The organism is Staphylococcus sp. HMSC071G07, assembly GCF_001811435.1.
In the GTDB taxonomy this organism is placed as follows: Bacteria; Bacillota; Bacilli; order Staphylococcales; family Staphylococcaceae; genus Staphylococcus; species Staphylococcus pettenkoferi.
The window spans coordinates 289,789-304,530 of sequence record NZ_KV804784.1 but is presented as its reverse complement, the minus strand read 5'-3'; the positions used below and the strand labels follow the sequence as shown (position 1 = coordinate 304,530).

The window sequence follows — 14,742 nt, the reverse complement described above, 5'->3', positions numbered from 1 at the left end:
TCGCACTTCCATGCTTCACTTCTACAACTCGTTTTTTCACATTTTCTTAAATCATCGCCCATGGTTATTTAATATAGTCAATTCTTCTCCGTCCTTAAACAACGCCCCCACATCCCCACACCACAAAGAAAGATCACACGCATGGTGTGACCTCGTTAAATCCATAGACGATTTTCTTTCTCAACGTGCTCTCGCGTACCCAAACACATGTAGACAAATAGCCATATACCTATGATTAAACCTATGAAGTTGATGATTGTAGCGAGTACTGAACCTTCTCTTGGAAAGGATTCAACTAATACTAAGACAAGATTTAAATAAACGAGAAACCCTTTCCGGTTAATATCATGTAATCGTCGCACTTGTACTGCAATTTGTGGAATAATCATCGCGATTACAAATATAAGAACAATTCCTGAGAGAGTATTTACTAGCCAAACCAACTTAGAACTTGAACTGGCATAAATCAACACAAGCAATATAGCCATGATCACTATATTAACCAGCGTCGGCACCCAGTATTCTTTTCGCGTGGAATGACCTTTAAAGTCAAAGTAGCGTCGCCAGAATGAGCGATATGCATTCATACTACTCTACCCACCTTTGTCGTTAATATATTGTTGCTACTTCATAGACCTACTGCACATCATTTTCTTCTTACTATAAGCATTACATAACTTTTATATCCTTTTCAACTTAAATATTAAATGATAGTTAAAAACTATTCATTCCTTATCATTTTAGTTATTTCAGTTCTTTCCTCATTTTTGCAGTGATTTCTTTAAATTTTCACTATACTTTTACGGATAAAATGGTAAAATAAGTTTGAATCTAAGTGAAAAAATCACAATCTAAATGATTCAAAACGTGATATTTTTATTGTCTTTCTCAACTACTTCTTAAGAAGTTAAAATTATCATCATAATTACCATAAATTATTAACAAAATCTCCTTATAACCTAATAATTTCACTATTCAAGTAGTAAAATTGAACTATATGAATAGAATTAAAGTGAAAACTTTAAGTATTCGAAATTTTCCACCAAAATGATATAATAGCGCACTAAATTTACCATATTTCATTTATAAGTAAAATTGATACTAGATTTTTAGCCAAGATATTGTATTATAGACTTAAGGAATCAATCGAAAGGGTCCTATAAAGCGCAAAGCGTTTGATTCCTAATACATCACAGAAGGAGCTGAACTCCCCCATCTCAGAAAAAAATATATTAATAACTAGAGATAGTTGAAGTTGACTTCAAGAGAGAAGTTCTCCAAAGTGACATCGGAGAATAAAAACTTAAAAGATCTTAAGAAGATTATATGAGAATATTTAACGGTGAAACTCATCTTCTTAAGAATCTATGTACCTCAACACTCTCAAACTTCAACTTACAAACATCTGAAGGGTAATGTCACACTATCATCGAGATACCTCTTAAATAATCTAAACTATGTGAGCAAATAAATTGTTTAAATCTTATAGATCTCGATATATATAGTGGAAATTCCCCCTGTTAGAACATCATGAATATTTATCCTCAACTTCCACTTTAACAACTTTCAGATGAACCGTCGCACTCAGCAAATAACGATTGATTTACAATTTAATAGCTTTCTATGACAACTAGAATCAACATCATTAAGGAAAGCGTTTATTTATTCATCAATAACCTCATTAAGGAAAGTATGTATCTCTCGAGAATACAGGAGAGGCCCGTTAAATATTCCTGTAGCGTTGGTGATTTCAGAAGAGATACATGGGTAAAGTGTTTTAAGTATTATCTTGTTGTATGTATAAGTATGTATTAATAATTTAAGTTTCATTAGATGAAAAGGAGTGGATAGTCTATAACACTAGGCTATCCCCCTCCTTAAAAATTACAGTTAACGCGTTTATAAATACTCGTCATTGAATATGTACCTCATACGATATACTATGACTTATATTTGTGAAAGTTAATGTTAAGTAATTGTTCTTAAACCCGTATATTTAATGGTTGGGTTTATAAAAATAAGTGTACAAAGTGTTTTGATAACTAAAAAGGGAGGATAGCCTGGTTCAATGGGCTACTTCCTTCCTTTATAAATACTATTCAAGTATTTATAAAAGTTATCTTTTCAGTGAAACCCTGATACTCTAACCTATCACTGATGGTAATTAATATTAAGTAATGTTTTTAAACCGATATATTTACCGGTTAGGTTTATAAAATTAATTGTGCAAAGCATTTCTAATCACTAAAGTGCGAGACAGCCCTAATGTGTGGGGCTGTCTTTTTTTAACAACACGCATTTTAAGTGCCATTTATCTTACACGAACGGCTTTAGTAGAGGTTGCTCAAGATGAAATTAGTTATTCTTTAAACACAATTAATCATAAATCTAGAAAACATCTTAATAGAGATAATCAAATGTACATTTAACTTTGAAAGTGTAGCGCTTAAGTGAAAAAACAACGTATAAAAATTAGAAATCTCAGCAAATGATAAGGGAGCACATTAAAATGAAGAAAATCAAAATAGTAGATGTAGTACTAAAGTATATAAAGACAATTATTTTCGAAAAAAATGCAGTACTTAACACAAAAGATGCAGTGGATATCGTACAAAACTATCTTGGAGAACGCGACAGAGAACACCTTTCAATAATATGCTTGAATGCGAGATGCGAACCCACTCATTTACAAATCGTCGCTATAGGAGATCTATGTCATAGTACTGTCCATCCGCGTGAACTAATGAAAGTCGCTATCCTTTCAAATGCGGCAAGTATTATTATTACGCACAATCACCCGAGTGGTTACGTAATCCCTTCTGTTGAAGATATAGAAATGACACATCTTATGAAGCAGGTATGTCATATCATGCAGATCAACTTATGGGATCATATCATATACAGTGGGGAGAACTATTACTCTATATTGCAAGAATCCCCTATCTTTAATCACGACCTTTTGCCAACGGATGAAGATGAATAGAACGGTAACTGGAGCTATATTAAGATTACTGTTCACGTAAGGTTTATCTTTCTTAAGGTCACCTTTTAAGCATGAAGGATATAGGTAGATTAGGTTACGAGATAAGTTCTTGGTTAACAAAATTTGATATTGAGTAAGCTACTAGTTATCAGTTCCTTTACTTTCCTTTTATGATATATGGTAGCTTTAATTGATTAACAATAGGGATAGCCTACTTAGATAGACTATCCTTTTTTAAATAACCATTATTATAGTAAGATTAGGTTACAGTAAAAATCAGTAAAATGATTGATATTAATTCACTAATTATTGATATATATCATTTCTTTTTCTTCAAAACTTCTTCAATATTTTTTAATCTTTCATAAACTCTTTTATTATAATCAACATCTTTGTTTTCTTTCATCTTTTTATTTAAAATGTCATAAAGTAACCATACAACTACGAACAGTGACACTCTTATACATGAAAGAAACATCATTAATAAAATAAGAGAATGTATAAACACAGATTCAAAAAATAAACCATCTAATACAGAATATAATATATATACAAAAGAAATTAATAACCCTATAATTATATATCTAATTGAAATCAGGTAATTTTTCTTACTTAATTTATCTAATCCTCCTCCTATCATGTAACTAGGATATATTAATAGTATCGATATATACATTCCAATAAATATTGAAGCTACATTTACTAAAACATCATTTCTTTTATCAATGATCAATTTAAACACAGAATTTAATATGTTGTTATGACCAAGAAACCAATAAATTAAGCTATATAACACAAAAAATATAAACAGAAGATATTTCTCTATTAAAACCCAAATTTTTTTCATTCAAATGCCTCATTTTACACTTTTTAAAATGTATATATTCTATCAATGTATTTTAATCCACTTAAATATTTACTTACTTTTCTGTTCAGTATATTGTAATGATTTTCATGATAATCTTCTTCAACTTTGTCTACTATATATTCCCAACCATCTAACCCTTCCTCTCTTTTAATTATTGAAGTGTAAAATCCATAGTCACTCAAATTAACAGTTTTAATTTCTCCATTATCAAGTTTATACCTTACGTTAAGTTTAGCAAACTCTTCATTTAAATTATTTTGTAAAATTAACTCTATAAAAATCATCATTGTTTCTTGATCTAACTGATTTCTAGAAAATCTCCCATTACTAATCTTAATGTCTACTAAATTACCACCATCATTTTGCAAAAAGTTACTTATTGCACTCATCATTTCAGTAATAGGACTTATAGTATTATTTTCATCTAATCTATCTAAATCTTTTAACTTATCATTTAAACTAAAGCTCATTTCTATAAATTTGATTTGTTCAGCTTGTCTTAATTCATCTATATTAAAAGTCTTTTCAATTGGTACTAATTTAAACTCCCATTTTTCTTCATTATTATCAACTAAAAAAGATGAAAAATATCTTTCAATCTTAGTTTTTCGGGGCCCAAAATGATTATACTCATACATAAACAAATTATTTACATCACAATGATAAATTGAAATGGGCTCCACTATATCGAAATCTATATCATCTAGTTTATCTGTACCTCTTTCACCTTGTTTAGGTTTTTTACTTCTATATCTACCCATGCATAAATAATTATCTTTTATATCGTTTTTTTCATTCTGAGTTCTAAATTTTATAATAGAATAATATTCTCCATCAATCTTTGTCTCTCGTTCTTCGACATCAAAATTATTAATATGGTCGATAAAACTATTAATCGGGGTTGCGGTAGGCTCAGAATTACAATATATAATAGGTATGTAAAAATTTACCTTTTTGTCCATCCACTCAACACCTCTTTCATTATATTAAATGTAAATATTGAAATGAGTCACTCAATTATAATGCCTATGTTACATCAAAGTCATCATATATAAATCGCTACTTCTATATGAATAAGAAAGAGCGTAACCTTATAGGAGAATAAATAATTTTGATCTTTTCTCTCTGATATGAAAGGTTTAGACACCAGATTTCATGTTAATTGCTTTTAAATTAAATTTTACGGTTTGATCAGGAAATATTTGTTTCTACTTTATCTCAAAGATACTTTCTTTGACATTTATAAATTGAATTCTGGACGCGATAAAATCTCTTACTTTTTAACTAATAAGAAACTTTATACTAGTTAATATTCTACTTGGCCTCTTTCTTAAAACAATAATGAGTTTCTATATAGATTTAAAAGCACTTGTCTCATCTTTATAATATACTGTCAATATTTAGAACAGTTTAAACAAACATTTTTTGTAAATAACCTTTCTTTCTTTCTTTGAGTTTACTTATTAGTATACTATGACTATATATTTCATTATTAAATTGTTTCCAAATATCACCTATTTTTTTCTGTTCTTCAAGAAATGGTAAATTTAACTTTAAATTTAGTAATGTTTTTTCATATATTCTTCTACTTCCTGTGCCAGTAGAAAAAGCTTTTATCGCTTTGTAAAAGTTTTCTCTCGAAATATATGCTAATAAATACTCTTTATTTATTAGATTGTAATCAAGATCTAATGCTGGTATGTCTCCAGAACTATAATACCCGTCTAAATAAGATGGAATAATATCAAATGCTCCATTAAAGAAATTTTGCTTACCATAGATAAACTGACCTTTATATCGTTGATAGTATACTGTAGCGCCTAATTTCAAAGTTCTGGTATTTTGATATTTCGATACACCCTTACAGTGTAAACCTACAGTAAGAAGCTGAGAAGGACTAATATTCTTTCCTTTTATTAATTCGTTTGGCACGCTCATAAAGTAATTAAACTTCTTCTCTTCCCACTCTGGATAATCATTTCCATTCTCATCCTTAAACCGCAACTCTTGTGAGAAGATCTTCTGCATATATCCCTTCTTTAACTCCTCCAGCTTCTCTAGCTTTTGCTCTTCCAGCTCAATTTGTCTATCTAGCTTACTGAAAAAATCACCGATTTTTTGTTGTTCTTTAAGCTTTGGAATATGCACCGATAATTTATTGTATTCTTTACTATTAATACCTGGTTGACCTGATCTTACAGACATTACTGAAACCCAATTCTTATACCTATTAGTAAATGTATATTGATATATAAATTCAGGCTCAATTTTATTATCAAATGAGAATTTTATAAGGAATCCGGCAAAATAATAATTTTTACTACCATCAAAATTTTTATGAATATAGGTTTTACCAGTACTTGCTCCAGTACGAGCAAATATTATATCCCCTTCTTTTAATAAATAATTATCATTAATTTTATTTGGTGATGTTATGCTTTGAGTATTAAGTTGTCTTGATTCATCAAAAATATCTGTTATTCTCACATAAATATTTTTGCCATCATAGGGAACTGAAGAAGCACTAATACCATACATAGATTCTAATTTTACTTCCCCCAACTTCTTCTCTTCCCATTCGCCACTAAACTTTGGGAAGCGCAGTTCTGGCACTTTTTTCTGTTCATCAGTCATGTTTATACACTCCTAATTCTTTTAGGTATCCATTGATTTCTTCTTCGACTTCTGCGATTTCTTTATCAATTTGTGCTAAATCTTTTTGAACTTGATCGATATCGACGGGTTCCTCTTCTTCGAATGTGTCAACATATCTTGGAATATTGAGGTTATAGTCGTTTTCTTCAATTTCTTCCAATTTAGCGTTATAGCTATATTTATCAACTGTTTCTCGTTTTGTATACGTCTCTATAATTTTTTCTACGTTTTCATCTGTTAAATTGTTTTGATTTTTACCTTTTTCAAAGTCATTTGAAGCATCAATAAATAAGATGTCATCGTCTGCTTCACGACATTTTTTAAAGACTAAGATACATGTAGGAATTCCAGTACCGTAGAAGATATTGGCAGGTAAACCGATCACTGCGTCTAAATAGTTCTTCTCTTGAATTAAATACTTTCTAATTGTTTCTTCTGCTCCACCACGGAAGAGTACGCCGTGTGGAAGTACGACCGCCATAGTACCTTCGTCGTCTAAATAGTGCACCATGTGCTGGATAAAGGCGAAGTCTGCTTTAGATTTAGGCGCGAGTTTACCGTAACCACTGAAACGTTCGTCGTCGTTAAACTTACTATCAGCTGACCATTTCGCACTGTATGGCGGGTTGGCAACGACCGCTTCGAATTGATCTCCTTCAAATGCTGGATTCTCTAACGTGTCGCCATTCTGAATGTCGAAGTTCTCGTAACGCACGTTGTGTAATAACATGTTCATTCGTGCTAAGTTGTAAGTGGTGTTATTGCGTTCTTGACCGTAGTAGTTATAAACTTCCGCTTCTTTGCCTACACGTAGTAACAGTGAACCTGAGCCACATGTTGGGTCGTAGACGTTACGTAATTTGTCACGCCCATGAGTGACGATTTTTGCTAAAATCTTAGACACTTGTTGAGGTGTGTAGAATTCCCCTGCTTTTTTACCCGCGTTAGCCGCAAAACGACCGATTAAGAATTCATACGCATCACCTAACATATCGATCTCCATATCACTGTGTACGAATGGTAATTCAGATAGATGTACCATGACTTTCGCGATGAGGTTTGTGCGATCTTTAACTGTGTTACCAAGACGTGTTGAACCTAAGTCCATATCACTGAAGAGTCCTACGAAGTCTTCTTCACTTTCTTGACCCAACGTAGACGTTTCAACTTTACGAATCGCGTTAGAAAGATGTTCAATATCGAAAGTTTGATTCTCAATCTCTTTGATCATGTGGCTAAATAAGTCTTGAGGTTCGATGAAGTAGCCTACACTATCAAGCAGTTCTTCTTTGAGCGCGTCTTTAAGATCTTCGTCTTCCCACGCTTCTTCGTACGTAACATCTTCACCTGATAATGCTTCGTGTGCTTCTTGCTCTGCTTTCTCAGACAAGAATCTATAGAAGATTAGTCCGAGAATGTAGTTTCTAAATTCGCTCGCATCCATGCTTCCTCGTAAATCGTTTGCGATTGACCATAATCTTTTATGTAATTCAGCTTGTTGCTGACGTTGTTTTTCAGTTACTGACATAATTTATCCTCCATTTAGTTAAGTAATTGTGCTAACAAATACTGTTCCTGTAATTTATTTTTCTTTGATTCAAGTAGTCTTTTTTTGTAAAAGAGTTCGAAGACGTTTCCGACTCTCTGTTGTTCCTCGATAGGCGGAAAGTTAATTTCTAAATTTCTAAGGCTGTTGATTGATATTTTTTTGATCTGTGTTGCTGTTTGAACGTCTCTGTGAATTTGACGCCGTGCCTCGTTTGAATGATTAAACCAATAGACGAAGTATCGGGCATCTAACTTCTCATTGAGCTTTACTTTACAGAAGTTAAAGGTCAGAAGATAATATGTTTCTGTAGCGTCTTGAACGACTGCGGCTTTCTGAGCTGTGAGACTAATGACCACCTCTCCAGGCTTTACGAGTTCTTTTGAACTATCATTCGCCAACGTATAATATTTCGGTATGCCGCTTCCCTTACTTACTTCAAAGCTATCTCGATTAAAGTCTTGATTGTCATAAAGCTTATAAGTGGTTCCGGCCTCGTCTTCCTTTAACCGTGAAGTTAATGTGCCTGCACTAATCGTCGCATAATCTTGTAATTTCATCGCATCACCATCTCGTAATATACTTTTATTTCTTTGTTACTAAACTTAGTATATCACAAAAAGGAGATAACGCAATAATAATTTATTACGAAATCTCCTTTTCTTATTTTAAACGCTATATTTCTCTGATACTTCTTCTACGAACGACGTAATCGCATTCTTAGTATTCACTCTTGTCTTCAAGCGCATACCTTTTACCATAGCGTTGAGTTCGTCTTTATTCACGTCTCCACTATATTGATATTCTGAAGTAAGATCGATGAGCTGATCTTCATTAATATCATGTGTATCCGCAAATTCCTCAAATTCGCGCTGTAACTTTTTATTCTCAAAATCAATATACACGCGATCGATATCTTCTTCCTCATGAAGATGCGGTACAACATCATCAATAAATTCACGAATGAGATCGCGTTTCAAACGAAGTGTTGGATCATCAGCAGTATCTAAGATACGACGAATTTGTTCACGATTGCGACGTTGCTCGGCACGGTTTTTCAAATCAATGTTACGGACAAGGTCAAGAATGTAAGAAACATTAATTGTATCATTTCTTAAAATTTCAATCTCAAAGTCGATATCATTTAAGATTGAAACTTTATCTTTCTGACCTGCTTTTGGCTTCACTTCATCATAAATCGCAAAGTATTTACTCTTATAATCTTCAAACTCTTGCTCACTCATGCCCAACTCGTCTTCTGTGAAATTAAATTCATCAAAGGCTTTCAAACGCAAGACGAGTTTAGAAAGTAAACGATACGCTTCTACGAACGATTTCTTACCTTCCTCATCCTGAACTTGGTCCATAAATTGAGGATCTGGCGCGATTTGCTTCAACTCTTTCAAAGCATCTAAGAATTCTGATTTATATTCAGGATAACTGCGCATTAATACACGGTCTGTATCATCCGTTTTAGAGAATATACGTAAGGCCTCATCAGTGTTTTCTTTTAAATTACGGTAATTCACGATCTTACCAAATGGTTTCGTCTCTTTCTCAACGCGATTCGTACGTGAGTATGCTTGAATCAAATCATGATATTTCAAATTCTTGTCGACATACAGCGTATTAAGTACTTTGCTGTCGAAACCAGTTAAGAACATATTTACAACGATGAGAACATCTATTTTATTATCTTTAACACCTTTTTTCATATTTTTAGAAATATGGTTGAAATACTCTGAGAAAGTGTCAGTGTCGAAGTTCGTATTAAAGTTTCGATTATAATCAGCAATCATCTCTTCTAGCTTGTCACGAGAGTGGTACTTTTGCGCGCCTTCTTTATCATCTTCATTAGCTTGGTACGTATAAATGCCGGCCACTTTCAAAGGACGTTCCATCTCTTTATTAACTTTTTTAAACATCTCATAGTATTTAATCAAAGCTGGAATACTTTGAACCGCTAATATACTAGAATATTGGCGATTTCTCGTGTATTTATCATGATTCGCACAAATGTGTCGCACAATCATCTCTATACGCTCATCCGCGAGCCACACCTCATCTGTATCAATCGCTTCGACTAACTCGTTGTTCTCATCTGTCGGCAATTGGTCACTACTGAAAGTATTAATATAGTCGACTGAGAAACCGAGTACGTTTCCATCATGAATTGCATCTTTAATGAGATATGTGTGAAGACAACGACCAAAGATGTCTGCCGTACTACGACCGTCTTGACTCATATTCTCTTCGAAACGTGGCGTACCAGTGAAACCAAAGAATTGCGCATTGTTAAAGTGCTGACGTACGATGCGATGCATATCACCAAATTGACTACGATGGCACTCATCGATGATAAACACGACTTTGTCATTCTTATATTGTTCTAAGAGATGTGCGTTGTTCTGAACTGCTTTAGACATTTTTTGAATAGTTGTGACGATCAACGGTAAACTTTTATCATTAAGCTGGCGAACAAGCTGATTAGTATTTTTCGTTTTATCCACCGCTCCGTGAGAGAATTTGTTAAATTCTTCTTCGGTTTGATTATCCAAGTCCTTACGATCGACGAGGAAGATGACTTTCTTAATATCCTCCTGTTGCGCCAACACCTGACTCGCTTTAAACGACGTCAGCGTCTTCCCACTCCCCGTCGTATGCCAGATGTAGCCATTGTTATTCGTCTCCGTCGCTTGCGCCACTAACGCTTCAACCGCATGGACTTGGTATGGTCGCATCGCCATGAGTAACTTATCCGTTTCGTTGATGATCATGTAGCGTGAGACCATCTTCGCTAATTGACATGGACGTAAGAACGTTTCCGCAAAGTCTTTCAGTGTGTTTACACGATTGTTCTCTTTGTCACTCCAGTAGAACATGTGACTTTTGTAAATTTCACCATCATTATTTGAAATATAACGCGTTTCTACTCCATTACTGATGACAAACAGCTGGATGTAGCGGAATAAACCTGTATAATTCTGCTTACGATAACGCATCACTTGATTAAATGCTTCATTGATGTCGACACCGCGACGTTTCAGTTCTATTTGTACAAGCGGTAAGCCGTTAATGAGAATAGTGACATCATATCTCGCATTATACTTATCCTCCACCGCTACTTGATTCGTCACTTGAAACTTATTTTTACACCACTTTTGCGTGTTAAAAAACGATAAATATAGTTCACTTTCATCATCATGTTTGAGAAGAAACTTATCTCTCAAAATCTTCGCACTTTGGAAGATACTTTTACCGTTAATTTGAGTTAAAAGACGTTGAAATTCACGATCAGTGAGCGGCTGACCATTCAATTTATCTTTGTGACGTTCATTCAATATCTGTCTAAAGTTATTCAACAACTCTTCTTCATTATTTATCTTTACAGGCTCATATTTGAGACCTTTCAACTGCCCCATTAATTCCTGTTCCAATGCGTGTTCACTTTGATAAGCCATGACATTCACTCTTTCATACATTCTTACTTATAATGTATCATATTACGTGCCAATTTATTAATATATTTAGGGATTAGATATAGGTAAATTGGAGAATTTTTACGAGGAAAATGTATCGCATAAATATAAAAGAGACACCTCACTACTAAGGTGCCTTATCCACTAAAAATCACGTTCCACTATTCCCTATATACAATCTTTTTAAAGGTCTCTACATCTGTTAAAGCTTCCTGTAACTTATTCTGTCTGGAAAGCGATACGAAAATAGAGCAAGCCTCTGCCTGACAATTAATCGCCTTTTTCGGATTAAATTCTATATCGGTAAACGCATCATATTCTAATATTTGTTTAGCTATTTCTTTATTTTGGGCTAATGTATTAACATATATCCAATTATAAAATAATGTTTTAGGCTCTAAAGGAAACTCTTGATTGAAACATTCAAATGCGACAATCTCGTCATTCTTATTTATTTCTTTTAATATTTTCTTCATTTCTCTAGAACTGTAGCCTTTAGCTAACAAGTGATTTTGACTTCCCGCCTTTTTATATACCTTACTAGATTGAAAGACTTGTTCTAAAGTGTATTTCTTCCCTTGTTTAGTTCGCATAGTTAAATTAAAGGAACTTGCCTCTTTACCTAAAGGCAATTTAGACTTGCTGGAGACTTCTAATATATTATATCTGGGTTGCTTTTTAATAAAGTTCATATGCAGACTTTCAATGCTTTTTTGTTTCTGTTCGATTGCAAATCCTGGATACCATTTAAATGCAACTTGTTCTTTCTCGAAAGAATCTGTTACTTCATCAACATAATAAACATATCTATAAGCCATACTCTTCCCTCTCTAATATTCTTTCTTCTGGAATTTCTCCCATTTCTAAATGACTAAGTAGCTCTTTTCTATCAAACATTTCCTCTGAACAGATAATTTCATAGTTTTCAACATCTATGCCGCAAAGATCTAGTCTTACACACTCTTGAAATGCACGTGTTTCATTTGGAAAGATAATTCCTTTAATATAATCCTTGAGAACGCTCTCATATATTAATACTTCAGCTTGGATATCCGTTGGCAGATTAGATGGTCTAAACATATTACGTTGTATCGTGCGTTTACCTTCTACCATTCCGGCAAAAAGACTTTCAAATCCTTCTTCTCCCGCTTCAATCAGACGTCCACCCTTGGTCGCTGCATTGACCGGACAAAATTTCGTTGTATCATTTATGACATTAGGATCAATTTCTAGTATAACCCATTCTCTAAATAAATCCTTCTTTCTTTTATTCTGCACGGTAGAGAAATATAAGCAGTTAGGATATTGAACTGACGTACAAATATAATCTTCATGTTGATCATAACGCTGTTCATCTATTTTTTGTAAAAACGATGTATCCTCAATAAAGTTATTGGCCACAATACCATTACTACTATCCTCTCCATTTCCAAGGATAAAAGGTAGGTTTTTAGCTTTAGTAAAATGACAAAGTCTCGTTATACCTCTGTTCTCGATGATTTCTTTATACATTATTCTCACCCCGTCATTTGATGTATTGAATTAATTTTTCTTCTTGAAGTAAAGGATGCAGTTCTCCCGTGTACGAAAGAATTAATTTATCTTTAGCTCTGGTAACCCCTACGTATAATTGGGCTAAATATTTTTCTAAAAGCTCATCTTCTATATCTTCTATGTCAAAATCTTCTGTTGAAATATCGAGTTCGTTATTTTCATAGTTCAGTAACTCAATGAAATTGTCTTTACTCAATAGTGGCATTAAAACAGTATCAAATTCTAACCCCTTGATATTGTTATAATTTCCAAAGAACTTTGTTTCAGTACTATACCTATCATTAATTTGTTTGACCTGTTTTAATCTAATATGGTGTTTTTTGCAGTTGTATAACAGTAAACCAATTTTGTCTGGAGGTGTTATTACTAACACTTCTTCCTCTTCAGGCGCTTCTTTAATATATTCCATTACACTATCCAATTCTCTGTATTGGCTAACGTGTTTAAGAATTTTCGGCTCTTCGCCTTCTCTTTTTCCATTTTTCGCTCGTATATATAATTCGCTGTTTTTATCAAAGTACGTGGACTGGGATAGGATTTCTGCGAATTCGCTTATTTGTTTACTGTTTCGATAGTTTTGATTAAGCATATGTTTTTCATATTTATTCATATTAATACCGACCGATTTAAAAGAAACTCGCTTCCCATAAATCCCTTGATTTATGTCTCCTAATAACGTCACAGTCCCCTCACTATGACAAAGCGCATTGATCGTTTTCAACATATCGGTAGTAAAATCTTGAAATTCATCAATAAATATATACTTATAATTAAGAACATCGTTAATTTCCTTAGTATCCTCGATCTTATGTAGAATTTCGCGGACCAAACTACCTATATCTTCGTAATCATAAAACCTTGGATTTTCGCCACTTTCCCTTAATTCTTTATATTTTTCAAAAACTGTATAAAAGTACTTTCTTTTATCACGAGTTATACGTGTATCTTTACGACCGATTCTTTCGCTGTCATAATATTCTTCTTCATCCTTGATAGACATTTGTTGCATCCACTTAATTTCGTTAACAAATGTTTGGACTGGTCTTTGATATGAAGACTCCTCAGGATTTTCTTCTCTCATGTCTTCAATAATTTGAGAAACTAGTTTATTTCTCTCATCATGATATAACCATAGACGATCGTTTTGAGGATTGATATATTTTTTACTATCCTCGATCACATCACTATAATTCTTTACTAAATGAGATAGAATTTCATAAAGAAAGCTATGATAAGTTTGGATATATAAATTTTGCGGATATTCCTCATTACGTTTATTTAGAATTAGTTTAAGTTTTTTCTTCATATCTTCATTAACTGGCTTATTAAATGTTAATAACACGATTTTTTCTTCAGGATGAATCTTAGCTAACCAAAACACTCGATATAAGGCTAATAAAGATTTTCCGCTTCCTGCACTGCCAGTTATCATCATATTTTGCTTTTCGGGCACGTATAATATTTCTGTCTGGTGTCCTATAAGAGTTGGTAAATTCATAATATACTATCCCCTTCAACTATTAATTCTAAGAGACCTGTATTCTCTCAAAATGAGTTAGTACTCTCTCTTAGTGTAACATTAAATTTTTCTGAATATGTGATTTTTTTGAAATATTACGGTATAATTTTATTAATAATTCACTATTGGAGTGCTTAT

11 protein-coding genes are annotated in these 14,742 nt (G+C 33.0%); 1 reads left to right on the top strand and 10 read right to left on the bottom strand.

The window, feature by feature from the left end; all coding sequences use genetic code 11:
• Positions 1-155 precede the first annotated feature (155 nt).
• Positions 156-587, bottom strand: coding sequence for a DUF805 domain-containing protein (locus HMPREF2802_RS10720; protein ID WP_070504504.1), 432 nt, complete (start codon positions 585-587; stop codon positions 156-158).
• Positions 588-2,509: 1,922 nt separating this feature from the next.
• Between HMPREF2802_RS10720 and HMPREF2802_RS10715 the strand changes: the two genes are divergently transcribed.
• Positions 2,510-2,983, top strand: coding sequence for a JAB domain-containing protein (locus tag HMPREF2802_RS10715; RefSeq protein ID WP_083307637.1), 474 nt, complete (start codon positions 2,510-2,512; stop codon positions 2,981-2,983).
• Between the two features lie 319 nt (positions 2,984-3,302).
• Here the strand turns inward: HMPREF2802_RS10715 and HMPREF2802_RS10710 are convergent, their stop codons facing one another.
• From HMPREF2802_RS10710 to HMPREF2802_RS10670, 9 genes are all read right to left on the bottom strand, one after another.
• Positions 3,303-3,830, bottom strand: coding sequence for a hypothetical protein (locus HMPREF2802_RS10710; RefSeq protein WP_070504498.1), 528 nt, complete (start codon positions 3,828-3,830; stop codon positions 3,303-3,305).
• 23 nt (positions 3,831-3,853) lie between these two features.
• Positions 3,854-4,813, bottom strand: coding sequence for a hypothetical protein (locus tag HMPREF2802_RS10705; protein WP_070504495.1), 960 nt, complete (start codon positions 4,811-4,813; stop codon positions 3,854-3,856).
• Between the two features lie 448 nt (positions 4,814-5,261).
• Positions 5,262-6,485 (bottom strand): restriction endonuclease subunit S, encoded by a 1,224-nt coding sequence (locus tag HMPREF2802_RS10700; protein WP_070504492.1) that lies wholly within the window; start codon positions 6,483-6,485, stop codon positions 5,262-5,264.
• Entirely contained in the window at positions 6,478-8,034 is a 1,557-nt protein-coding gene (locus tag HMPREF2802_RS10695) for a type I restriction-modification system subunit M (RefSeq protein ID WP_070504489.1), read from the bottom strand. Before HMPREF2802_RS10695 ends, HMPREF2802_RS10700 begins: the two co-directional genes overlap by 8 nt.
• Before the next feature lie 14 nt (positions 8,035-8,048).
• Positions 8,049-8,612, bottom strand: a complete 564-nt coding sequence (locus HMPREF2802_RS10690; protein ID WP_070504486.1) for a restriction endonuclease subunit S — start codon at positions 8,610-8,612, stop codon at positions 8,049-8,051.
• Between the two features lie 108 nt (positions 8,613-8,720).
• Positions 8,721-11,513 (bottom strand): type I restriction endonuclease subunit R, encoded by a 2,793-nt coding sequence (locus tag HMPREF2802_RS10685; RefSeq protein ID WP_070504483.1) that lies wholly within the window; start codon positions 11,511-11,513, stop codon positions 8,721-8,723.
• Positions 11,514-11,692: 179 nt separating this feature from the next.
• Entirely contained in the window at positions 11,693-12,349 is a 657-nt protein-coding gene (locus HMPREF2802_RS10680; RefSeq protein ID WP_070504479.1) for a DarT1-associated NADAR antitoxin family protein, read from the bottom strand.
• Positions 12,339-13,043, bottom strand: a complete 705-nt coding sequence (locus HMPREF2802_RS10675; protein WP_070504476.1) for a DarT ssDNA thymidine ADP-ribosyltransferase family protein — start codon at positions 13,041-13,043, stop codon at positions 12,339-12,341. The genes HMPREF2802_RS10680 and HMPREF2802_RS10675 overlap by 11 nt, the downstream gene beginning before the upstream one ends.
• 13 nt (positions 13,044-13,056) lie before the next feature.
• Positions 13,057-14,583, bottom strand: coding sequence for a UvrD-helicase domain-containing protein (locus tag HMPREF2802_RS10670; protein WP_070504473.1), 1,527 nt, complete (start codon positions 14,581-14,583; stop codon positions 13,057-13,059).
• Positions 14,584-14,742: the final 159 nt, after the last annotated feature.